General features: G+C 39.5%; 16 protein-coding genes. 6 read left to right on the top strand and 10 right to left on the bottom strand.

Annotated elements, in window-relative coordinates; translation table 11 throughout:
• The first annotated feature begins 10 nt into the window (after positions 1-10).
• From atpD to glmS, 4 genes are all read left to right on the top strand, one after another.
• The gene (atpD, locus tag ACPEH5_RS19135; protein ID WP_042846798.1) at positions 11-1,393 is read left to right on the top strand and encodes a F0F1 ATP synthase subunit beta; all 1,383 of its coding nucleotides are present in this window, start codon (positions 11-13) and stop codon (positions 1,391-1,393) included.
• A 21-nt stretch (positions 1,394-1,414) separates the two neighbouring features.
• On the top strand, positions 1,415-1,840 hold the full coding sequence (locus tag ACPEH5_RS19130) for a F0F1 ATP synthase subunit epsilon (protein ID WP_042846797.1): 426 nt from the start codon (positions 1,415-1,417) through the stop codon (positions 1,838-1,840).
• A gap of 124 nt (positions 1,841-1,964) precedes the next feature.
• Complete coding sequence (glmU, locus tag ACPEH5_RS19125) at positions 1,965-3,335, top strand: bifunctional UDP-N-acetylglucosamine diphosphorylase/glucosamine-1-phosphate N-acetyltransferase GlmU (RefSeq protein ID WP_166686694.1); 1,371 nt, start codon at positions 1,965-1,967, stop codon at positions 3,333-3,335.
• Between the two features lie 210 nt (positions 3,336-3,545).
• Positions 3,546-5,378 carry a glutamine--fructose-6-phosphate transaminase (isomerizing) gene (gene glmS, locus ACPEH5_RS19120; protein ID WP_042846795.1) on the top strand — a complete coding sequence of 611 codons (1,833 nt, stop codon included), beginning with the start codon at positions 3,546-3,548 and terminating at the stop codon, positions 5,376-5,378.
• 439 nt (positions 5,379-5,817) lie between these two features.
• On the opposite strand, the gene ACPEH5_RS19115 is transcribed toward glmS, so the two are convergent.
• On the bottom strand, positions 5,818-6,675 hold the full coding sequence (locus tag ACPEH5_RS19115) for a hypothetical protein (protein ID WP_166696396.1): 858 nt from the start codon (positions 6,673-6,675) through the stop codon (positions 5,818-5,820).
• A gap of 70 nt (positions 6,676-6,745) precedes the next feature.
• A complete protein-coding gene (locus tag ACPEH5_RS19110; RefSeq protein WP_129467263.1) occupies positions 6,746-7,291 on the bottom strand; it encodes a TetR/AcrR family transcriptional regulator in 546 nt (181 codons plus the stop codon).
• A gap of 94 nt (positions 7,292-7,385) precedes the next feature.
• Between ACPEH5_RS19110 and ACPEH5_RS19105 the strand changes: the two genes are divergently transcribed.
• Positions 7,386-8,873, top strand: coding sequence for an MFS transporter (locus tag ACPEH5_RS19105; RefSeq protein WP_166696394.1), 1,488 nt, complete (start codon positions 7,386-7,388; stop codon positions 8,871-8,873).
• A gap of 52 nt (positions 8,874-8,925) precedes the next feature.
• On the opposite strand, the gene ACPEH5_RS19100 is transcribed toward ACPEH5_RS19105, so the two are convergent.
• Positions 8,926-10,335, bottom strand: coding sequence for an MFS transporter (locus ACPEH5_RS19100; RefSeq protein ID WP_281111264.1), 1,410 nt, complete (start codon positions 10,333-10,335; stop codon positions 8,926-8,928).
• Between the two features lie 74 nt (positions 10,336-10,409).
• On the opposite strand from ACPEH5_RS19100, the gene ACPEH5_RS19095 reads away from it, so the two are divergent.
• The gene (locus ACPEH5_RS19095) at positions 10,410-11,072 is read left to right on the top strand and encodes a helix-turn-helix transcriptional regulator (protein ID WP_048605648.1); all 663 of its coding nucleotides are present in this window, start codon (positions 10,410-10,412) and stop codon (positions 11,070-11,072) included.
• A gap of 38 nt (positions 11,073-11,110) precedes the next feature.
• Here ACPEH5_RS19095 and ACPEH5_RS19090 read toward each other — a convergent pair whose 3' ends face one another.
• The 7 genes from ACPEH5_RS19090 to ACPEH5_RS19060 form a co-directional block, all read right to left on the bottom strand.
• Entirely contained in the window at positions 11,111-13,600 is a 2,490-nt protein-coding gene (locus ACPEH5_RS19090; protein WP_281111266.1) for a penicillin G acylase, read from the bottom strand.
• Between the two features lie 200 nt (positions 13,601-13,800).
• Entirely contained in the window at positions 13,801-14,364 is a 564-nt protein-coding gene (locus ACPEH5_RS19085; RefSeq protein ID WP_166686689.1) for a rhomboid family intramembrane serine protease, read from the bottom strand.
• A complete protein-coding gene (locus ACPEH5_RS19080) occupies positions 14,364-19,301 on the bottom strand; it encodes a DNA repair ATPase (protein WP_131680792.1) in 4,938 nt (1,645 codons plus the stop codon). The genes ACPEH5_RS19085 and ACPEH5_RS19080 overlap by 1 nt, the downstream gene beginning before the upstream one ends.
• Positions 19,302-19,381: 80 nt before the next feature.
• Complete coding sequence (locus tag ACPEH5_RS19075) at positions 19,382-21,583, bottom strand: flotillin family protein (protein WP_281111263.1); 2,202 nt, start codon at positions 21,581-21,583, stop codon at positions 19,382-19,384.
• A 79-nt stretch (positions 21,584-21,662) separates the two neighbouring features.
• Positions 21,663-22,298, bottom strand: a complete 636-nt coding sequence (locus ACPEH5_RS19070) for an OB-fold-containig protein (protein ID WP_042846787.1) — start codon at positions 22,296-22,298, stop codon at positions 21,663-21,665.
• A gap of 391 nt (positions 22,299-22,689) precedes the next feature.
• The gene (nagK, locus tag ACPEH5_RS19065; RefSeq protein WP_129467258.1) at positions 22,690-23,601 is read right to left on the bottom strand and encodes an N-acetylglucosamine kinase; all 912 of its coding nucleotides are present in this window, start codon (positions 23,599-23,601) and stop codon (positions 22,690-22,692) included.
• A 218-nt stretch (positions 23,602-23,819) separates the two neighbouring features.
• A complete protein-coding gene (locus ACPEH5_RS19060; protein ID WP_166686687.1) occupies positions 23,820-24,932 on the bottom strand; it encodes an SGNH/GDSL hydrolase family protein in 1,113 nt (370 codons plus the stop codon).
• Positions 24,933-25,160 lie beyond the last annotated feature (228 nt).

Raw genomic sequence — 25,160 nt, 5'->3', positions numbered from 1 at the left:
AGGATTCAAGATGGCTACTGGAAAGATTATCCAGGTAATCGGCGCCGTTGTGGACGTCGAGTTCCCTCAAGATAGCGTACCAAAAGTGTATGACGCTCTTGAGGTTATGAACGGTAAAGAAAAACTGGTGCTGGAAGTTCAGCAACAGTTAGGCGGTGGTGTTGTCCGTTGTATCGCAATGGGGACATCAGATGGCCTAAGCCGTGGTTTAAGTGTTGTTAACTTAGATCACCCAATCGAAGTACCAGTAGGTAAAGCAACTCTAGGACGTATCATGAACGTTCTGGGTGAGCCTATTGATATGAAAGGTGATATTGGCGAAGAAGAACGCTGGTCAATTCACCGTGCAGCACCTAGCTATGAAGAGTTATCAAACTCAACAGAACTACTGGAAACCGGTATCAAAGTAATGGACTTAATCTGTCCATTCGCGAAAGGTGGTAAAGTTGGTCTGTTTGGTGGTGCGGGTGTTGGTAAAACAGTAAACATGATGGAACTTATCCGTAACATCGCGATTGAGCACTCAGGTTACTCAGTATTCGCAGGTGTTGGTGAGCGTACTCGTGAAGGGAACGACTTCTATCATGAAATGACCGACTCTAACGTTTTGGATAAAGTATCACTGGTTTATGGCCAGATGAACGAGCCACCAGGAAACCGTCTGCGTGTTGCGCTGACTGGTCTGACTATGGCTGAAAAATTCCGTGACGAAGGTCGTGACGTACTGCTGTTCGTAGATAACATCTATCGTTATACACTGGCGGGTACTGAAGTATCAGCACTGTTAGGTCGTATGCCATCAGCGGTAGGTTATCAGCCAACGCTGGCGGAAGAGATGGGTGTTCTGCAAGAACGTATTACCTCAACTCAAACAGGTTCTATCACTTCCGTTCAAGCGGTTTACGTTCCTGCGGATGACTTGACTGACCCATCACCAGCAACCACCTTTGCTCACTTGGACGCAACGGTAGTACTGAGCCGTCAAATCGCATCTTTGGGTATCTACCCAGCGGTTGACCCTCTCGATTCTACTAGCCGTCAGCTAGACCCACTCGTAGTTGGTCAAGAGCACTATGATGTTGCGCGTGGCGTTCAGTCTATTCTGCAACGTTACCAAGAACTGAAAGATATTATCGCAATTCTGGGTATGGATGAGTTGTCTGAAGAAGACAAACTGGTTGTTGCTCGTGCTCGTAAGATCCAGCGCTTCCTGTCTCAACCATTCTTCGTTGCTGAAGTATTTACCGGTTCACCAGGTAAGTTCGTTTCCCTGAAAGACACTATCCGTGGCTTCAGTGGTATCCTGAACGGTGATTACGACCACCTGCCAGAACAAGCGTTCTATATGGTTGGTACCATTGAAGAAGCTGTGGAAAAAGCTAAAAAGCTTTAATCCAGCTGACAGGAGGTTGATATGGTAGCTGCAATGACATACCACCTGACTGTTGTTAGTGCTGAAAAACAAATGTTTGAAGGCCTAGTACAGAAAATTCAGGTGACAGGTAGTGAAGGTGAGCTGGGGATTTACCCGCAGCATACCCCGCTGCTGACTGCCATAAAACCGGGCATGGTACGTATTACCAAGCAGTTTGGTGAAGAAGAACTAATTTACCTCTCCGGCGGTATTTTAGAAGTACAACCAAACGGTGTTATCGTACTCGCTGATACAGCGATCCGTGGTAAAGATTTAGACGAAGCTCGAGCAGTGGAATCTAAACGTAAAGCGGAAGAACACGTCCGTAAAGCACACGGTGATGTTGATTATGCTCAGGCATCGGCAGAACTTGCAAAAGCAATAGCCAAACTTCGAGTGATCGAATTGACTAAAAAGCTAATGTAATGATAGCAGTATAGAAAAAAGCCAGTTGGTTAACCCTAACTGGCTTTTTTATTTGAACGAAATATGTAGTAATTTATAAAGGAAATAGGTTTACTTTCATCCCTAAGTTGGAGTTTCAGGAAAAATGACTGTGCAAAGAAAAAGTGTCGTGATTTTAGCTGCCGGTAAAGGCACACGGATGTATTCAAATCTACCTAAAGTTTTGCATTTACTTGCGGGCAAACCGATGGTGCAGCATGTTATAGATACAGCAAAATCCATTGGTGCATCAGATATTCATCTGGTATACGGACATGGCGGTGATTTACTGAAGGAAAAACTGGGTGAGCAAAACCTAAATTGGGTATTGCAGGCCGAACAACTTGGAACGGGCCATGCGATGCAACAAGCTGCACCAAACTTCCAAGATGATGAAGACATTGTCATGTTATATGGTGATGTCCCATTGATTGCCAAAGATACCTTAGATCGCTTAATTGAAGTGAAACCTGAAGGTGGAATTGGTTTACTGACCGTTATCTTAGATAATCCAAGTGGTTATGGACGTATCATTCGTGAAAATAATGAAGTTGTCGGTATTATTGAACAGAAAGATGCGACTGAAGAGCAACGTAAGATCCAAGAAATCAATACTGGTATTATGGTTGCTAGTGGTAAAGATTTTAAACGTTGGTTGGCTCAGCTAAACAACGATAATGCACAAGGCGAATATTACATTACAGATGTCATCGCATTAGCGCATAAAGAAGGGAATAAAATTGCAACTGTTCATCCTAAACATTTAAGTGAAATGGAAGGCGTGAATAACCGTCTGCAATTGGCTGCGTTAGAAAGGGTTTATCAGAAAGAACAAGCTGAAAAACTGTTATTAGCGGGGGTGATGCTAATCGACCCTGCACGTTTTGACCTGCGCGGAACATTGACTCATGGTCGTGACATTATTATTGATACTAATGTGATCATTGAAGGCGATGTGACATTGGGCAATAACGTCCATATTCAATCTGGCTGTATTTTGAAAAACTGTGTAATTGGGGATAACTCAGTTATTAGCCCATATTCAGTAATAGAAAACTCTGATTTATCATCAGAATGCACGGTTGGCCCTTTTGCGCGTTTACGCCCAGGTGCTAAATTAGCGGCCAAAGCGCACGTAGGTAATTTCGTTGAAATGAAAAATGCGTCTTTAGGGTTAGGTTCTAAAGCTGGCCATTTGAGTTACCTCGGTGATGCACAAATTGGTGATAACGTGAATATTGGTGCTGGAACTATCACTTGTAACTATGATGGCGCTAATAAATATAAAACCATTATCGGTGATGATGTATTTGTAGGCTCTGATACCCAATTAGTCGCGCCAGTTTCAGTGGCAAAAGGTGCAACCATTGGTGCTGGTACGACAGTGACTCGTGATGTGAATGAAGATGAGCTTGTTGTTAGCCGTGTAAAGCAAATGCATATAAAAAACTGGCAACGTCCAGTTAAGAAAAAATAAGTAAATATTAAGGAGTGATAGCGATATCTCTCCTATGATAAAAACGCTAATAAATAGCAAAGATTAAAATAGCTACCTAAGGTAGCAATATAAAAATAAATATCCCCATTTTCTACAAGGCTGGGGAACAGTGAAAACTGTACAACAATTAGGTTACGACAAAATAAGGGTCTCTATAGAAAGAGCCTTTTGTCTAGGAATCAATAAAATATGTGTGGAATTGTAGGTGCTGTTGCACAACGTGATATCGCAGAAATTTTGTTAGAAGGTCTTCGTCGTCTTGAATATCGTGGTTACGACTCAGCTGGTATGGCTGTTGTTGATCACGAAGGTCATCTACAACGCTTACGTGAAGTGGGCAAGGTGCAAATGCTGGCGGAAGAAGCGGAAAAGAACCCTGTATCAGGTGGAACGGGGATTGCGCATACTCGTTGGGCGACTCATGGTATTCCAAGTGAACGTAATGCTCACCCGCATACGTCAGGTTATATTGCAGTTGTTCATAATGGTATTATTGAAAACTACTTAGAACTGAAAGAAGAACTGAAAAAACTCGGTTATGTCTTTAGTTCAGAGACTGACACTGAAGTGATTGCTCACCTTGTTCACCATGAACAACAAAAAGGTGGGTCACTGGTGGAAGTGGTTCAACGTGTTATTCCACAATTACGCGGTGCTTACGGTACGGTAATTATGGATAGCCGTATTCCTGAATTATTAGTCGCTGCACGCTCTGGTAGCCCATTGGTTATTGGCTTAGGTGTGGGTGAAAACTTCTTAGCATCGGACCAATTAGCACTACTGCCTGTGACTCGTCGTTTTATTTACCTTGAAGAAGGTGATGTCGCGGAAGTTACTCGCCGTACTGTTCGTATTTTTGATAATAACGGTGCCCCTGTTGAACGTGAGCAAATCGAATCAAATGTTCAATATGATGCAGGTGATAAAGGCGTTTATCGTCATTACATGCAAAAAGAAATTTACGAACAGCCAATGGCAATTAAAAACACCCTTGAAGGGCGTTTTGACAAAGACAATGGCATCGATTTGAGCGAATTAGGCCCTAAAGCCGGTGATATTTTATCTCAAGTTGAGCATATTCAAATTGTTGCTTGTGGAACATCTTACAATGCAGGCATGGTTGCGCGCTATTGGTTTGAATCCTTAGCAGGTATTCCATGTGATGTGGAAATCGCTTCAGAGTATCGTTATCGCAATCCAGCACATCGTAAAAATAGTTTAATGATCACGTTGTCTCAGTCAGGTGAAACGGCGGATACATTAGCGGCATTGCGTTTATCTAAAGAATTAGGTTATCTGACTTCTTTAGCTGTTTGTAATGTTGCAGGCTCTTCATTGGTACGTGAATCAGAATTTGCGTTGATGACAAAAGCGGGTGCAGAAATTGGTGTGGCATCAACCAAGGCATTTACTACACAATTAACAGTTTTACTGATGTTAGTGGCATATATGGGGCGTTTAAAAGGTGCAAACCCTGAGCTGGAAGAAAATATTTCCCATGCATTACATGCGCTCCCTTCCCGTATTGAAAGCATGTTGTCTCAAGATAAAGTCATCGAAGCATTAGCGGAAGATTTTTCTGATAAGCACCATGCATTATTCTTAGGTCGTGGTGATCAATTCCCTATAGCAGTTGAAGGGGCATTGAAATTGAAAGAAATTTCATATATTCATGCGGAAGCTTACGCTGCGGGTGAATTGAAACATGGTCCATTAGCGTTAATTGATGCAGATATGCCTGTCATTATTATTGCTCCTAATAATGAGTTACTTGAAAAGCTTAAATCAAATATTGAAGAAGTGCGTGCTCGCGGCGGTTTATTGTATGTGTTTGCTGATAAAGACGCGGGATTTGAAGCCAGTGAAAATATGAAAATCGTTTCTTTACCTCATGTTGAAGAACTGATTGCACCAATTTTTTATACTGTCCCATTACAATTACTGTCTTATCACGTCGCATTAATTAAAGGTACTGATGTAGATCAGCCTCGTAACTTAGCGAAATCTGTTACGGTTGAGTAATTAATAAATTGATTAATAAAGGGCTCATTATTTAACCGTAATGAGCCTTTTTTTTCAAATTTAAGCAATCTTGAACATATTTGTGTTGATTGTATTCGTATAGAAAATGAAAAAGAAAGGCAAGAAAAAGTTGAATATATTGATAACCTCTTCTTTATAAAAAAAGAAAATGCGTTAAGTATCAATGATCTTTCTTTTGAAAATAGTGTTTTTTTACTTGCACTTATACGGTGTTGTGCTGATGAAAACCTAATGTATTTAGATAGCCTTGATAATCGGAGGTATGAAAAATTAACACCGAATTATAATTTTGATCTGTTAATTATAGAACAGCTTTATACCGCTGGTTTAGTCACTCATTTTCCTGCATCAGGGTCATTGTCCTTGTAAGAAAAATGACCCTGTGTTGTGGAATAGTATCGTTAGTAAGGATGTTATTTCACTTTCCTTTCAATTTTGGTAAAAGATCTTCTATTTCAGAATAATAAAAAGGCTTTTCATTATTCGTTTTAAGTGGGTTTATAGTAAACATATCCTTATAAATTTCATGTATTGTTAGGGTTCCTAATGAGGGATATTTTTTTAACCCAGTAGCTTGTGCTACAAAGTCGACATCAATAACATATTTTTTTCCATTATTATCTATTTTAACATTTCCTTCAGAACCATAATCAAATAAAATACGCCCTTTCTCTTTTACAAAGTCAAATGCATTTTTTCCAGTTATAGACTTACCATCGACATATTTGGTAATTAGTACTTGTTTACCATTTTTTAATGTGATTCCTCGAGAAAAATCATTATCCCTATTTATTTCATTTAATACATTTGAACAGCGAGAGTACTCGGTGTTTTTATTACTTTTCTGTATATTGTCATCATTGGGTATTTTGATAACAAAGTTACCTATCCTATAGGCGGCTCCATATACCCCTTTTCCGATGAGATCGCCAGAACATAGGACTATAGTATGATCATTATTCCCTGTTGGAATGAATGTTTTTCGGTGGTTTTTAATTAAATTAATATATTGTGAGGGTAGTATTTTATTTTGTGATTGAGTGTAAATTACATTTTTCTCCCTAATTATTTCAGAAAATAAATCTATATTATCTATACTTTCTATGTTTTTTTTATCGCTTTTTATTTTGTTTGATATAATTTCTTTTTTATAATTTAGTTCTATGTTTTTGTTTGCTATATTTACTATCTTGTTTTTTAGTGTGACCTTGTTGGAAATGTTATATATTTTATTTGGGTTATGTTTATAATCAACATTGATAATAATTGGTCTCATAATAATCTCCATTTAAATATGTTGTATAATGATATTAAAATTAAGAGATTATTTATTTTAAAAAAGGATGTTATGAGTCGTTTTTCAATAAGTTAATCATATCACTAAATATAGATTGCCATTCATTATCATCGATTTCCATTAATCCCATATAGCGCAGCATAAAAGCGCCTTCAGTTGCTAGAAAAATAATTCTTGCCTGTTTGCCTTTTTCTGTGGATGTATTCAGGTTTTCAATACGTTCACGATACCAAATACGTGTACTTTTAAGGTATTCCGGAGTTTGTAATAATGACGCCATTAAGGCCGCACCTTTGGCCATTGAGACTTTATCGTGCTCATGGGTTGCTTGTAGATGGGCTAAAATTTTCCTTTCTGGGCTATTATCTTGCTCAATAACTCGGTTGAATACTTCATCATAGGATCGGCCCCAACGTTCAAACATCGCATCGATAAGGGCCTCTTTATTGCCAAAGCAGTACTGAACTCCACCTTTAGAGATCCCCATTGCTTTTGCAACAGCATCAATAGTCAGGGCTGCGGCCCCTTGTGTAATGACGATTTCTTCAGCGGTATCCAGTACCTTATCGCGATCAATCGTTCGTTGACGTCCCATTTAGAAAAACCTCTTTTCAATACATACGTATGGATTTATATTATAGCACGATCATCAATAAAGCGTGATCAACCAAACTCATTGAGAGAATTTTATGTTAGCCGATTATAAACGCTGGATAGTACTTCTGTTAGTATCAAGTGTGTTATTTCTTATAGTTATTGATGTTACTGTGCTTTATACCGCACTGCCCAAGTTGACTCATGATTTAGGTGCGACCGCATCTGAAAAACTATGGATTATGAATGCTTACCCATTAGTGGTTGCAGGTTTATTGCCTGCTGCGGGAATGTTAAGCGATAAAGTGGGTCATAAGCAGATGTTTTTATTGGGGCTACCATTATTTGGCATAGCGTCATTATGTGCGGCTTTTTCGCCAACGGCGATGAGTTTAATTTTATCTCGAGGCTTCCTCGCGGTTGGTGCTGCTGTAAGTATGCCAGCGACATTAGCGATTGTTAGGAATGTTTTTTTAAACCCAAAAGAAAGGGCGCTCGCAATCGGTATTTGGTCTGCTGTGGCATCAGGTGGTGCCGCTATTGGCCCTTTAATTGGCGGTATCTTACTTAACCATTTTTGGTGGGGTTCTGTTTTTTTAATTAATGTTCCTGTTGTGTTATTAGTTTTACCATTTGCTTATTGTTTGGTTCCTAAATGCGGTGGAAATAACAACAAAAAAATCGATGTACTGGGGGCTATTTTAGTTTTGATCGGGCTTATCAGTTCTATTTATACATTAAAAGAAATAGGTAAAGCTTATACAGATTGGACTGCTGTAATGGCTTCTGGGGTTATTGGTGTGGTCTTTTTGGCGGTCTTTAAGCATCGGCAAATCACATCGGAATCGCCAATGATTGATTTTGCCTTATTGAGAAATCCTAAATTTAGTGCTGGTATCTTGATGGCAATTATATCCCTTGTGGTTATTGTTGGGGTCGAACTGCTGCTTAGTCAGCGGTTACAGTTGGTACTAGGTTATACGCCATTTGACGCGGCGCTTTATATCATGCCTATTCCTATTGCCTCGTTGATCTCAGCCCCTTTAGCGGGGGTGTATTTGCATAAGTTAGGTGAAACAAAATTAGCTGTTTTAGGGTTTACATGTACCTTAATTGGTGTTGTTGGTTTAGCGTGGGTATTTAAAACATCAACAGGTTTATTATTACTTTCATTCTTATTTTTGATTGGCTTTGGGTTAGGGGCTATTTTTACTACGGCTTCTACAACGGTAATGTTAAGTGCATCCGAAGAAAAAGCAGGTATGGCAGCTTCTCTTGAAGAGGTTGCTTATGAAATTGGTAGTGTACTTGGCGTGACTTTTATGGGGGGGTTGATGAGTGCTGTTTATACGTTAAAGCTATCCCTTCCAGATGATTTAGCGGTCAGTAATAAGGTCTATGATAGCATTGATGAAGCGTTGCTGGTTTCTGAAAAGCTACCATTAGACAGTGCTAACAGATTAATTAATCAGGCTAATATTGCTTTTGATCATGCCTTTTTAGTGGTCATGATAGCGACGATTGTTGTCTTGCTTGTTAGCATATTGGCTCTACCGTACTTTATGCGTACTAAAAAACACTGAATTGATTAATTAAAAATGGGAGCTAGGTTGCTCCCATTTTAGTTGGATTTAATTATTTCACTTTACGGATCATGATGATAGCCATCAACGGGCTAAGGGAAAATAACGCAAATAGCCAGATAGATGCCTGTTGTGCCCCCAACATTCCGCCGGGGCTGATTAGCCCACTATTGTTAACAACGACACCAACAAGAGCTGCTGATAAGGCCGTGGCATATAGCTGAATAGTAATTATTGAAGAAGATGCAAGGTTTTCTTCCCCTTTTGGCGCATTATTAAATACACGTAGAACGAGGTGAGGCCAACAAATGCCAATACCTAGCCCAACGCCTGCCATAGCAATTAAGTAAATAATAAATAAAGGTAAAGATTCGGTCAGTTTCTGGTTATGCGTCAATACTGCTAGAACAATCAGAGATATAAATATGATGACCGGCCAGACTCTTATAATCTGAATGACTACCTTACCTGTTTTATTTGCACTAAATAGTGCCCCTATTGTCCAGCCAGCAGCCATGATCGCAGTTAAGTACCCTGCATATAATGGTGAAAAGTGATGAATGGTTTGAAGAAAATAAGGTACATAAATTTCTGTTGTCATGCCACCAACAAGTAAGCACATAGTTAAAAAAATCACACCAAGCTGATTTTTTAACGAATAGGAGCCGGTTGGTAATAAACGTTTTCCGTTTTTCCCATCTAACAACACAATAATAATAAGTGTGGCGAGGCCAATGAATAAGCCAATCAGGTTTACTAGTAATTTTTCCGATAAGCTACCAATTGAAATAGCAAGAACTGAGATAACAAGTAATGATATTGCTAAGAAAGGAATTTTAGCCGTTTGAGGTGGCTGGTTTTGCCTTTTTGGTAGTTGTCCGATGACAATTAAGGATAAAAAAACGGCTACAGGGAGTAGGGCCCAAAATGCCCAGCGCCAATGACCACCCTCTGCAAAAATACCACCAATGGCTGGGCCACATAAGGTCGCTATTCCCCACATACCAGAAACGACGCCCATCGCCCGTGACCATAAATTTTCTGTGAAAACAATTCGGATCAAAGCATAACTTAGTGCGAATAAAATCCCCCCACCAAGCCCTTGTAGCGCTCTCCCTCCAAGTAATATCAACATAGATGGGGAAGCCGCACACCAGATAGACCCAAGGGAAAATAATATTAATGCTATTAAATAGGCAAATTTAGGCCCAAAGCTATCTAAAATTTTGCTGGAAAGCGCTGAACCGACAATTGAAGTTGCCACAAACAACGTGGTATTCCATGCATAATATTCAAGACCACCAATATCGTTAACCACACTGGGTAATATGGTTGTTACGATATAAATATTAATAGCGTGTAAGGCAACGCCTCCAGTGAGCGCTATTGTGAGTAATGCATTGGAACCACTGAGTAAATCAGCCCATTTACCCTGTGCTGTTGTTGGTGTTTTATTGCTCATAGAGAGACCCGCTAGACAGAATAGTCAGAAAAGAGGTATTATCCAAGTAATGTATTGGATAATAGAGTCGTATAATGATTAAAGCAAGTAATTACTTTGATAATTTAAATCTCACTCAAGCCGTAGATAAAGTCCTTTTTTGTATTAAAACGAAAGGGCCAATATCTACAGCAGTAATCGCTAAAGATTTAAATCTGACGGGGGAGGCTGCACGGCAACACCTTCAAAAGTTAGTTACTTTAGGGTTAGTGGAAGGTGCTCAGTGTATGTCACAAACCGGAGCGGGAAGGCCTCGGCAAAATTGGGTTCTCACTGAATTAGGGCACCAGCGTTTTCCTGATACCCATGCGCAATTAGCTCTGCAATTAATTGATTCTGTTCGTACTATTTTTGGTGATGAGGGTTTAGAGCGCCTGATAAGCCAAAGAGAAGAGGAAAGCCGAGATAAATATTTTGCACGTTGTAAAGGTTTGGCATTGCCGGAACGTTTAGCAGCATTAGCAGAAGTCCGGAGCGAGGAAGGCTATATGGCGAAAGTTGAGCAAGATAATGACAGTTGGTTATTTATTGAAAATCATTGCCCAATTTGTGCTGCCGCGACGGTTTGCCAAAACTTTTGCCGTTCGGAATTAACTTTATTTAGCGAGGTAGTCGGTGACGAGGGGAGTGTTGTGCGTGAGCAATACTTGCTAAATGGTGCGGCACGTTGTGTATATCGAGTCACAGTTAAAAACTAAATACCAAGAAGTCTTGGTATTTAGTTATCAAAATAAGCTTATTGATAAACAGTGAGTGTTTCCGTTGATTCTATATGTGGCGCCAGTTCTTGTTTATCTAACCATAATGGTTTTTTACCGAACTGGTTGTACAGTGAAAGCTGGTCTTGGTAATGGGGTGAGCGTTTGCCTTGGGGTGAAATAAAACCACTTTGACCAGGAGCAACAACATCCCACGCTTGAACACCATTTTCAGTAAATACCACAAGGTCATTTTCTGTACCTCTATTATGGTATTCATTTTGATGGAAATTTTCTTTTGCTAGAGCCTGTGGAACCCCAAAGAAATTATTTTCACGGAAAGTTAATGCAGTAGCATTGGTTTGCCAGTTTGCAGGGTCGTCGCCGTATTTATCTTTCATTTTTTGGTAGGTGGTATCCAGTGCTTTTCGGATGATAGTATTCTTGGATTGACCTGAAAAAATATCCACTGTTTGAGGAATAGCGGAGTCATTACCCAGTAGTGATTCATAAAGTAACTTGGCACCCGTGCTAATATTTAATGACCCTGTAGGCCCTTCTTGTGTGGTTTCATAGCCACTTGCAAGATACCATTTATCAAATGGGGTTGGGATCGTTTGGCCTAATGTAGCTTTGAGCATTTCTTTTAACCAAATATCAAGGATGGCTGAACCTGGGTGAATATAGTGTTTACCATCACTGGATAATTGGTTTATACCATCCCATTGTTTGAGTATTGAGACTAATTTGGCTGCGTTATCACTAGCTGGTAAGGTTTCAGTAGCTTGTCTTAAATAAGGCATAAATAAACGCCGGTTGAGGTCAACACGGCTAGTCTGTTGTAAAATATTCCACATATCATCTGATGTTAATTTATCATAAGAATCTATGAGGTTGTCTATCTCTGTCACTCTATCCGCACTGCCCCAGAGAAAAGCAAAAAGGTCGCTCGCAGGGTAATTTTTTGCGGGGGAATTATTCCAGTTAGCGATATAACCTGATTTAGGGTTATACACTTTAGGGTTGTTTTCGAAGGGTTGCATACCTTTCCAATCCCAATCACCTGTTCCTGGAACAGGTAAACGCGGATCATGGTTAGCTTGGCGATCTGGGTAATGACCGGTGTGAACATAGCCGATGTTTCCGTCTTTATCGGCGTAGTACCAGTTAATTGTGAGGGCTTGGTCCTTTGCTTGGTTTAGCCATTGCTGCCAATTTTGTGCTTGCCCTTGTTTAACCCATGCCATTAATGATGATAGTTCTTTCCCATCCCACGCGCGAGATTTACTGTAAGCGGTGTGAGTAGAGTCGTCGCGCTTAATAATATTGCCATGAACTGTACGGTAAACAGCAAAGGTAACCGGTTTTTCGCCTTTTACGTTGATTGTTTCTTGGCGTGTTAGCATTTTTTTCCATTGGCCTTGATGTAAATAATTATTGGGGTTTTCAGGTGAAACTTCTTCAGCAAAGATATCAACACCATCGCCAAACCCTGCCGTTGACCCCCAAGAAATATGGCCATTATGACCGAATAAAATAGCTGGGTAGGCAAAAGGAGTATTTCCAACAATGTTAAACCCTGCACCATGCAAACCAATACCATAGGTATATGCGGGGTTAAACCAACCGAACTGAGGGCCGTTGAGTAAAATAGCGTTTGCGCCAGAAGCTTTATTTTTCCCCACTAACCAAATATTGCTGGTGGTGGGGTAGCCCGCAATCCCATTAGCTCCACCTTGTTCGTACTGTTGGGAAATTAACGCATTGTTTTGTTTAGGGGAAAGAGCAATAAGTTTACCTGAGTTATTTTTAGCGGGTCGATCAAACATGGGAGCCGTTAAACGGTAATCATTAATTTGATTCAATTGTGTTGTTATTTTGTTATTTTTTGAATCTGAATAGGTAAATTCTTGCGGTGAGATGGTTGTTGGTGCATTGGGGTTATTAAGCCAATTAATTTGGTCAAAGACTTTTACTCCCATTTGTTCACCATACTTATCTTTCAGTGCAGTAAGTAATGCAAGGTTATCAATTTCACTGTTCATATCAGAAAAACGATTTGCCATTGTACCAACCATGATCATGGCAACATCAAAGCTATCCCATTGTGAAGGTAAAAAACCATAATCGATAAACTGCTTAGGCATTAATTCATTTGGTTTTTCATTAACTTGTTTTATCCATGCATTCATTCCATCAGCATAACCTTTTAGAATATCTTTCTGTTCTGTCGGTAAATGAGTTATTTGTTGATGAATAGAATCTGGCCAATAGTTAGTTCTAATATCTTTGTCAAAAGCGATGTAATCTTTACCTAACACTTCTGAAACCGTGCCCTGTGTGCTGCGTTTCGCCATTTCCATTTGGAACAGCCTGTCTTGTGCGACAGCATAACCATACCCATAAAAAAGGCTATAAGTATCATCGGCATAAATATGAGGAACACCATAGCTGTCTCGTTCAATTTTCACTTGTGTAGTGTGTGCGGCAAGTGAGGTGAATGACAAGGTGGTTAACCCGAAAACCATTGCGATAGGTATGACTTTTTTTTTCATCGGTTGTGTCTCCATTGTCGTTATTGTTTTTTGAGACTAGCATTATTACATTGTTAATTATTGGTTAATTTTAAGTTAATTATTAATATGTGAATCAAGCTCACAAAAAGGGATACGTAAAATGGGAAAAAAGATAAAAAATGAGTCAAATGGTGGGGTTATTTGAGCGAAGATCAACGCGTTTTTTTGTCGTAACGATTAGCCAACCATGCGTAGGTAATACCAGCTAGGGCACCAGCAATATGGGATTCAGTAGAAATATACAGGTTAATGGGGAGCAAGCCGCTAGCCATCGTACCAAAATAAAATAACACGAATAATGCAATGGCAATATCAACCCATTTTCGCCGTAAAAAGCCTTGGGCAATGAGTAAGCCCCATAGACCAAAAACCCAGCCACTAGCACCGATATGGATAGCATTACGGCCTAGTAACCAAACAGCTAAACCACCAACACTGATAATAAACAATGATGCCAGTAGATAAGCTTTAACTGTGCGATGAAGTAGCAAGGCACTTAAAATGATAAATGGCGGTAAATTGCTGAATAGATGCTCCCAACTACCGTGGATAAAGGGGGCAAAAAAAATGCCTAGTAACCCGGTCATGGTTCGAGGGACAACCCCAAAGGGGGTTAACCCACCCGCTGTTAGACTATTAATTAACTGAACAATAATAAAAATTGCTACCAGAAAAATTAATAGCCTAATACGCGGGTAACCTTGCAAAAAGTTCATCAGGGGTTACCAAGGGCTTGGACGCTTTCTACTAATGAAGCTAGCTGGCCCACAACCCGATCACCAATATCGGCATTATCGCCACCAAGTGCTTTATTACGCATGAAGTCTTTCTTAATTTGCTGCCAGCGTTTAGCATCTTTCTGAGAAAGAGTGCCACGTATTTCAGCCAGTTTAAGTAAGTTTTCTTCTGCACCAGTGGTTAAAAGTTGAGCTTCCCCAAGGTAGTGGTCATCAAGTAACCTTTCTAGCTCATCGTCATTCATAACTGAAGAAACCTTTTCACTCAATTTATTCATGTTTCGATAGCTACCTTGTAGGCGGAAAGCCGGCTCTGTACGGTATTTATCTGATTGGGCTGCACTTGCGATATACTGTTGGTTCACCTTCAATACAATATCTCGTAACTTAATCATTTTTTTGATTACTGAAGTAATTTCATTTATTTCAGCATCAGAATATGGGTAGCTGAGTGAGTTAGTTGAGATTGATTTCCCCATAGCTTTGTCGACAAATAAGTAGAGGTCATTAAGGTCCCGTAACGCTAGAGGGGCTAATACAGGGTTAGATGTGAGGCTATTTTCGATATAACTCAATGCAAAAGCATCATCCATCCCACCTAATACTTCCCCGAGGTTATAGATATCAGCACGGTTTGCTAGCATATCTGGAATACGGAACACTTCTCCTGACTCGGTATAAGGGTTACCGGCCATGACGACACAGAATTTTTTGCCTCGCATATCATAAGTTTTGGTTTTTCCTTTCCAAACCCCTTCAATGCGCCTTGTTCCATCACATAAGGAAATAAATTTCTGTAAAAACTCAGGGTGTGTATGTTGTATATCATCGACATATAGCATCACATTATTCCCCATTTCGAGGGCTAAATTCAGCTTTTCAAGCTCTTGCCTTGCCGTGGCATTAGGTGCTTGTTCGGGGTCAAGGGAAAGCACATCATGCCCAAGAGCAGGGCCATTAACTTTCATAAAAATTAACCCTAAGCGATCTGCCGCGTATTCCATTAAGGTAGTTTTACCATAACCTGGTGGGGATATCATTAATAGTAGCCCCATTAGGTCGGTGCGTTTCCCTTCCCCAAGAGCCCCTATTTGTTTCGCCATATTGTCACCAATAATTGGCAAATAAACATCATTTATCAATTTATTACGAACAAATGAACTCAGTGGTTTGGCTTTGAACTCATGAAGTTTTAAGCGACTACGTTCTGTGGCAATAATGCGTTGTCGTAATGCTTGATACTGGCGAAATTCAGGAATAAAACGTTTCCTTTGCCCACGCATACGACCAAAGTAATTATCTAAACTTAAGGATAAAGTCTGGTTTTCAATCGTTGGATGCTCACCTAGCAAACCGCTAACTTTAAAGTAAAGGTCAGCTTCACTATAACGGGCAGAGGCGACTTTATCTAATATGATAATCGCGATTGCACCTGGTATATAAGGTTCTAGATGAGAAAATTCAGGTACAGAACATAGCCCTTGTAGCCAGTTTTGAATTAATGACCAGCGTTGAGCATAGCGAGTACCTAGGTTTTGTTGTGAACGATTGAAATCGAGCCACATATGCGCGTCTTCCAATCGGCTTTGTAATGCGAGCACTAATTCCCTAGCATATTTACTATAAACCAATTCTATGGGTGTTCTCGCTAAGGCAAAACTTAGATATTCAGCAGCCTGAGTCTGTACATACCCTTGGCATTGAATTGGGTTATCTTGTAAAAATAAGCTGATACCAGCTTCAATTTCGGCTTGTAGGTCAAGTAGGGCATTATCATTATGGAATAATTGGTGAATATTCATTGCCGTTCTTGCGCGTTCCGGCCATTGAGCAGGGTAATCTTCGTTTTGTACTTGTTCCCAATAGATTGCAGCAATGGCACGGGCTGTTGGGTTATAACGTAGAAGGTCTGCATTTTCACCGATTGGCAGTAATTTTTTCAGTAGTGCAACGGCATCATGGTCATGAATACCTTTTTCATAGCCTTCTTTGTAACGTGGGCTAGCAAAATCACGGACAATTTTCTCAAGTTTTTCTGGGGAAGTTAACGCACTTTTTAGAAGACTAAAATCCAGCCCGTCTTGGCGCTTGGTTGCCGCATAAATAATAGAATAAGCAAGGTATTCTGAACGATAAACGGTATCAGACTCAGATTCTAGTGATGCACTCCAATAAGGTCGTAACTGTGATAACTCTGCATTCTCAATAGGTTCTTGGAAATCAGTCCCTGTTAGATAAACCCACAGTTGATCATTCTTAGGTAAAATCGTTAGGTCTAGTTCTTGGGTATTCACACTAAAACGGTGACGACCCAATTTAATGATATTGCCGCCATCTTCAAAAATATCTGTTTTATCCCTTAGGACGCGGATAGCTTGGTCGCGAGAGGCTTTTAAACGAGCATCGATATCATCTGCCTTAACGTTATCGTTAATTTCCCTTAGTTTTTCAATAATTTCGCGAGTTTTTAATGCGAGGGGATCAGATGCGAAGAAAGCGTTAAGTTCATCTTGAGATTGTAAACGGACGGTTCTACGTTGCAAGCTATCGAGTAGGCGATCTGCTGCGGTTAATAAGTTTTGAGCACGACGTTGGCGGTCGTCAATTAGAACTTGTTTATGGGACTCAAAGGTTTCGAGTAATTCTTCACGTTTAGCAAGAATATCATCGAGAAATTCATCATGGCTACTAAACTGGCTTTCCAGTTCTTCTAATTGAACCAGTAATCTTGATAGCTGATCATCACAACTTTCAGGGTCAGAGGCAAGGGAAAGTGCATTGGTGATCCCTTGGCTAAACAAGCGAAATTGAGCCCCAAATTGCGCGACAGTTTCCACGCTACTTTGAGATTTTCGTTTTTGTTGTAAGCGAGCACGAGACTGGTTTAATTGTGCATATATTTGTGAGATAGCATCAATAATACTTGTTTGTTGAGTGACATCGTTAAAAGACAATGATGCCATTAAATTGGATAACATATCTAAATCAGCAGACATTTTTTCCATGTCATTCATGGGGACGTCTAACTGAGCACTGTTTTGTGATTTTTCTATTTGTTCTTCAAAAATAGCAAGCTGTGATTTAAAAGGTAGTAATGCTTTATCGCTTGCAAGGAACGCTGCGGTTGCTTGTGAAACAGATTGCTGAGCTTCAATTATTTCATTTTCCATTTCGCTGAGTTGTTCTAAATCCATATAGCGAAATTCACGTAATGAAATTAAATGCCCTCGATGTGCATTGAGAGAATTTAAGCCATCAACAAACTGTTGAATATCAGTCCAACCATCAGGCAGTGTCAAAGAAAGTAGTGATTTTTGACGACTGACCGCCTCATTCATTGATTTTGCGGATTGTTGCCTAATACTCTCAACTTTTTCATACTCATCAAGAACTAATTCACTAGTCTGAGTAATCTCTTTCAGTAATTTACCAATACTTAGGCACTGTTCATCGCTGAGCCAATAATAGAGATCTAATAAATTTTTGGGTTGTTGGCTAAGTTGTTCATAGCGCGCAATAGAAACTTGGTTACCTTCTATCTCTTTTGCAACATGCAAAATTTCTGAAATACCCCTTACTAAATCAGCATTTCCTATACGCCCAAAAAAACCACTCCGTGTTGGTTGCTGATCTGCAAACTCTTCTGAGTAAAAAGGTGTTTGCCAAACCTGCATAGGATGCACTCGGGTGGCTTCCTCCCCTTCACCTTCAAACAGTACCATTTTGCCATCTTCAAACATGGCGTAACCATGCCCAATAAGCGGAACGGATAATGTACGTTCGATTAAATTATAGTTAAATAGGGCAAGGCGACCTTGGTTTGGGGAATAGAAAACATATAAGACATCTTCACCATTTGGAGAACGACGTAAACGACGAAAACGCATTCCCTCCATGGGCTGATCAAAGGTTTTGTAATCGCCATTTTGTAAATAGTAGCCACCAGGGAAAATAATGCCGTGATCTTCAGGTAGCTGAACACAAGCTTGCCCAATGGCATCGATGCGTTGTACTGATTGGGATAATGTGTTGTAAACCAGATAACGCCAGCTTTCTTCTCGGTAAGGCAGAACCTTTAATATAATTAAGCTGCCTGTTTGAGCGTATTCAATTTGTGCATCATCAAGAGACTGGTTTTTATCCAGAACAGCTTCCCGATAAATCCCTAAACCATCTTCAGTATTATTTTCACACTTAATTGTTAAGTCGCCACCGATAGTTTCAATAAATACAGTATCAAGAATATTTAGATGAGGGTAACGACCATTAACCGTGTTTTCGCGTGTGGTTTTATGCCATTCAAAGTCATACGCGGGAGGAAGAGCTATGTCCCGCTCACCTCGATTATCTATATATTCGATACGGCGCTTATCACTTGATATAGACCAACGGAAAACACGGACATCAGTGATGCGGTCACCAATTTGGAAACTGGCGAGAAGTTTCCCATCCCTTTCAACAAGCTGAAGGAGTTGGGTGTTTTTATAGTAAGTGTACAGTTCAGTAAAATCTTGAACAAAGCGATTATCGCTTAAAAAGGTTTCTTCGTAAGGGACGGCTTCAACATCAAATTCATCCTCACCTTCGACGAGTCGATATAATGAAAAAACATCTTCAAGGTGAGTTTCTTTTTTAAGCCCGAGGAAAACGTTATAACCAAATAAAAGCCATTCACCAACACGAACAATGTCCCTTGCTTGGCAATTATTTTCAGTACGAATACGAATGCGGCCAATAATATCCATTTGGCTTTGGCCAAATTCTTCTAGCCGTTTTTCATTCAGTAACGAAGCTTTTTGATGAAGTTGCTGACCTTGCTCGGTTAGGCGCTTACGCAATATTTCATACGCCCCCCCTTCTGCGACAGCGCTATCGAGTATTTCTTGTTCGCGATCCGTATCCTGAATATCTGACATGGTGCAGCAAATTCCCTTAACTAAGACAATAAAAATGAAAAGCGATTAGGGGTAGAATTACCCCTATATGTGCTGATTACTTAAAGTTGGTCATCTGTCGGTGGAATAGGTTTTGCAGTGACTGTTTTTGCCAGTTGCCCTGCCCCTTTCGCTGCCATAAAGCCATTGATTAGGTCTTGAACTTCAGGGTTTTTTAGTAAAGCGGCAATATCAACTTTCTTATCTTCTTTGCTGCGATTAATTAGTTTTTCAACATTCTCTTTAGCGAAGCTGCTTTTATCCATAAAACCATCAACAGCTTTGCCTAAGCTAAGTGCTTTTGAGAAAGTATTAAAGAAGCTGCCATCACCACCTACAATTTCGATATTGGTTTTGCTCAGTGCAGCAGCCAATACATCGGCTTGTTCACGAGCAATTTCTTTATTCGCATCAATAGAGGCCATGGCTTGTTCAAATTCTTTCTCAAGACGCATACGGAACTCTTCATGAGAACGAGCAGTATCGCTGAGGTGATCCATTGATTTAAATTTATCTGTTAAACCATCAGCTTCGGCTTTCAGGCGTTGGCGGATAACTTCTGCTTGTGCTGAACCTAATTGACCTTCACCGCGAGCTTGTGCTGCCAGTTTTTCTTCAAGGACTTTGGCATCGGCTAAGCCTAATTTTTCTTTAGCGTTAGCTTGTTGTTCTTCACCACGAGCTTGCGCTGCTAATTTTTCTTCAAGAATTTTTGCTTCAGCAAACCCTTGTTGTTGCTCAGCTTTTGCTTTAGCTTCCATAACTTGGGCTTCAGTTAAGCCTTTTTCTTTCAAGCCACGTGCTTCGGCTAGCAGTTTCTCAGCCGTGATATTAGCAAGTACTAAACCTTCTTTTTCTTCGGCTTCCGCAGTTGCTTGGCGAACACGAGCTTCTGCTAAACCTAATGCGGCATGCTCAGCTTCAATACCTTCAGCTAAACGTTTTTTCGATTCAGCTTGTTTTGCTGATGCTTCTAATTCAGCTTGTGCCATCGTACTGATTTCTTCTGCACGGTGTTTAGCGCTAGCTTCATCTGCGGCAGCTTTTTTCACTTGGCGGACTAAAGACTCTTCCGCTTCTGCTTCGGCATTAATGACAGTGACTTTTTTCATACGCTCAGCTTCAGAAACTTCGCGAACTTCTTTAATGCGTTCCTCTTCTTGTGCAACCGTTTTTTCCACTGCTACACGCTCACGGACTACATTAGAGATATTCTTACGTTCTTCTTCCAGCGCTTTTTCTTTTTCAATACGTTGTAATTCAACTTCTCGTTCACGAGCAACGACTTCAAGTTCACGAGCACGGCTAACGCGTTCTTCTTCAATAGCAACAGCGCGAGTGCGGTTCTGTTGAGCCACTTCGACTTCACGCATGCGGTTTTCTTCGCGAATTTCAATTTCTTGCTGAGTTTGGATACGCGCTTGTTCTGATTTTAAACGTTCTTCTTCTTGAACACGTAAAGTTTCAGCCTGTTCACGCGCTCGGATATTATCGATTTCACGTTTTTGACGGGCTTCTGCATCAGCTTGTTGACGCTCAAGTGCTAAGCTAGCTTCACGCGTTTCCACATTTTTCTTTTGAATCGCCAGTTCTTGGTCTCGTTCTTTCTGGTTGGTTTCTATATTGTGAATAGCCGTAATTTCAGTAATTTTACGAATACCTTCGGAGTCAAAAATATTATTTGGGTCGAGGGCTGATTTTGGTGTCTGTTCTAGGTAGTCGATAGCGACATCTTCCAGAGCGTAACCGTTGAGGTCTTTACCTATTACATCCACAATGCGGTCACGGAAATCTTGTCTATTTTCAAATAATGTTGCTAAATCTAATTGTTTACCGACAGTTTTTAATGCTTCTGAGAATTTAGCACTAAATAAGGTGCTGACGGCTTGGTGGTCTGATGCGCGGTCAACCCCGATAGCTTTAGCCACTTTCAGTACATCTTCAGTGGTTTCATTTACGCGCAAGTAGAATGCAACCGTGATATCTGCGCGTAGGTTATCATGACAAATAAGGCCATCTTTACCGCGACGGTCAACTTCCAGAGTCAGCAATGAAATACGCATGAACTCTTTTTTGTAGATAACGGGATAAACTAATGCCCCAGTAAAATGTACTTTTGGTTGAGACGACATATCGTTGACAATCAAAGCAGTACCTTGTGGGACTTTGATATAGAAGGCTTTGAATAACCCAAAAAACCCTAAAATAACTAGGATTATCCCTCCGACAATGGTTAAAAAGGGCATTAATGCAGCCAAATCCATATTTTTTCTCCATAGGTTCTGACGATGTCGTCATTTCGATGATTCAAGCAAGTATTATTTTATATAACAACCAATAGCTTTAGTTGCGGAATTCTTTTTCAGTGACAACTTGGTAACTGTGTGAGTCTGCGTCATAGCTAATAATAACAACGCGATCACCCCGTTTTATACCTTCTGTAAATGGCGCTCGTATTTGCAAAATTAGCCCGGCACCACCATCTTCGAGTATGGCTTCACCGTTTTTTTCATTGACGGTACCTGAGCGGACTGTGGCATATTTCCCGATGAGTTGGTGTACTGTTTTGGGTTTATTGAGGCTAATAAGTTTATTCCGTACAGGTTTTAAGCAAAGGGCGGTTAAGTGAAGTGAGATAAATATCGTGATAACAAATACAGCAAAACCAACAAGATAACGCAATAGACTTAAATCAATAAAGCGAATAAAACCATAAACACTAAAGTAGGTGATCACCCAACCAAACAGTGTAAATAATGTCAGAATAATGGTGACAGGGACCCCTGCTAACCCAAGTTTTGTTAACCACCCAGCAAAACCTGTTGCGTCAATACCGCTATCAAATTCAGTATCAACATTGAATAAATCAATATCTAACAGACCAAAAGCAGCGCATAGCCAGTAAAACAACACAATAATTAGTAAGCCGCTAAAGATAACTGTTGGAAACATCAAGCTGTTATGGAAAAACAAACTCATAGGATTTTCTCTTTATTCTAAGTATGTATACATAGTATGCAAAAACAGGAACAGCTTGTTTAATTTATCACCATTAAAAAATATAACGTAATAATATATTTTTTAATTAATTACAGTATCAGACTAGTCTATAAGCACTTTTAATTTTTGAGTTTCGTACAATACTGGATTGATATCCAGTGTGATCCTCTGAAGTTATTCCTAAAGTACTTTTTATAATAAAAAGCTACTGACAGAGCATGATTTTATCATTAATAGCTAAGTTGATGATAATCATTCTCAACCAAAGAGGTGGTATTTAAAGGATAAAATGGGGAAAATAGAAATGATTAAAGTGATAAATTTGCGCTTCATTGGCTAAAAGCTTAATGAAGCGCAAAAAAGTACAAAGTTAGTCAATTAAGTTTAGGAATGCTGCCCCTCGAGCCCCACCAGAGTCACCATAACGTGCTTTTTCAATCGCAGGTAATGTTGCGATGCCATAAAGATATTGTGGTAGGACTTCAGGTAGTCGTTGATAGATTTCTTCAAATTGTGAGAGCCCCCCACCAATAACGACTAAATCAGGGTCGAAAACGGTGACGATTTGCCCCATAAACATTGCAAGCAATGATATATAACGGTCGACATGCTGTTTTGCTTGGATATCACCTTGTTTATATTGTTCAATGATTTCGATTGCTGAATGTTTTCTACCAGTAAACGAAGCATAGATACGTTCAAAGCCGGGGCCAGATAAATAAGTTTCAAAGCAAGCGGTTTGCCCACAACCGCAAATGATTTCAGGGACTCTATCACCCAAAAGCTTAGCGCCGCGAACGCTTAAATTCATGTGGCCAATTTCTCCGGCAATCCCATTTTTTCCAGGTAGCACTTTGCCGTTTATGACGAAACCACCACCAACCCCTGTTCCTAGAATTAAGCCTAAGACGGTTGGATAACGTTTGAATTCAGGGTCCCAAGCTTCTGATAAAGCAAAACAATTAGCATCATTTTCCACTTTGACTGGGCGCTGTAAAATATTAGCCAAGTCATGAATTAAAGGTTTATATTGTGCAGTTGGGACGTTTGTTGTGAATACAGTGCCTTCAGCATGGTTGACGATACCTGGCACACCAACTCCTATTTTGCCTAGACAGTTAAATTTTTCATCGGCTTCTTGTGTGAGTGTGAGAAACGCGTTTAACAGTGATTGGTAGTCGTTTTTAGGCGTAGGAACACGTTTTTGCCAGACTTGATTTAACTCTTTGTCAAAGACAGCAAGTTCAATTTTTGTTCCGCCCATGTCAAAGCCGTAATACATTTTCACCTTCCCCTAATGGTTTATTTATTAAAAAGCTAATGTATCTCTTTGATAAATAATAAATGATAGTGCGTAATAGGTTAATTATACAAAAGATCACTAGAGGATAAATTATTGTTTTAGATTTTATTTTTCTTTAGGTGTTTTTAGGTTGATTTGCATTGAACAATAACAGATTAAAAGAGGCCAGTGTGTAACGACTCGCCTCTCGGTGAGGGTTAATCAGTTGTTGTAGGAGCTACAGGAGATTTAAAATTTTTTGCAATAAATTCATTGAGTTTAAGTGCCACAATGGCATGAACTTCTTGTGTTGGATGGACATTATCATTAAATAGATAAGGTGGGGCCGTATCTAGTTGTTCTTTTCCACCAATATAACCGTTAGCAAATGGTAGGTTTGTTTCATAGTTAAGGATTTTGGCTTGCTGATAAATCTCTGTCATCGTTTTATCAATATCAAAAAAGACGATATTAGTACTATGCAGAGCATTTAATTTTTTTATGCTATTTTCCAATGCTTGATTATGCATAAGAGTTAGCATTTTCATTTTATTTTCATATTCCATCGGTTTTTCGTTCTTAAAGGGGGTTTTACTAGGGTCAGGTATCCCCATTATTAAGATATTCTGTGCACCATGCTTTATCATTTTATTGATTGCTTTGAGCTGACTGGAAATGACTTTATAGGTATTTGTTTTATTGAATGTCATGTAATCATTAGAGCCAATAGAGATAATAGCAAGGTCTGACTTATTGAATTTAATACCTTGTATTTGCCTTTTTATATTGGAAATAAATCTAAATTTAGGGTTTTTTTGGTTGTAAGTTGCGCAGACAGCGCCCCCTTCGGCCTTATTGATAACTTCAACAGGTCGATATGTATTATTTGAATTTTTGTCTTTGTAGCTCATCACTGTTGGTGAAGTTAGGAAGTCTACCCATGTGAAGCCGTTAGTAAAGCGTCCTTTATAGTATTGTGGTGCAGAAGGTAGTAGCCCTAGTGTCTTTTTCAGCATTCTTCCTTCTGAATCTGACAGGCTGTCTCCAACCACAATAACTCTTTCAAAATTATTAATTTTATCTTTTGGCTGGCTATACATACTAACAGCTAATGAAAATAGTTCTTTAGACTGTGAAGAGTCAGTCTCATCGGTATTAATACTATTAGTTGATGGGTTAGACACATTAAAAATAGGTACGCCTCCTAACTGAAAACGGGAATTAAATAACATTTTGATTTTACGAGTGAATGAGGAAGAGGTATTTTCAGGTCGACAATTATTTACTTGATCAGTATGACGAGGGAAAGTGCGTATTGTTTCTATAGGCATTGTTTTTTACCCAAATAATTAATTAAGTACTTATAAAGTTATCAGGTAATTTTTTATTCAAATATCAAATAGTGATAACAGATTTTTGGTTTTTCTAGTATTTATTCTCTTATAAAGTGTTTTAATTCAGTTTGTTATGTTTATTTTGTTGTTTGTGAAATAGTGTTGGTCCATAAAATAGTTGCGTCGTTATTTTAAATAATATATTGTTATATTATAACATAACAT

Source organism: Providencia sp. NPDC089933, assembly GCF_049545585.1.
Lineage (GTDB): Bacteria > Pseudomonadota > Gammaproteobacteria > Enterobacterales > Enterobacteriaceae > Providencia > Providencia huashanensis.
The sequence above is the reverse complement of the archived record's forward strand: the minus strand, read 5'-3'. Positions and strand labels throughout refer to the sequence as shown.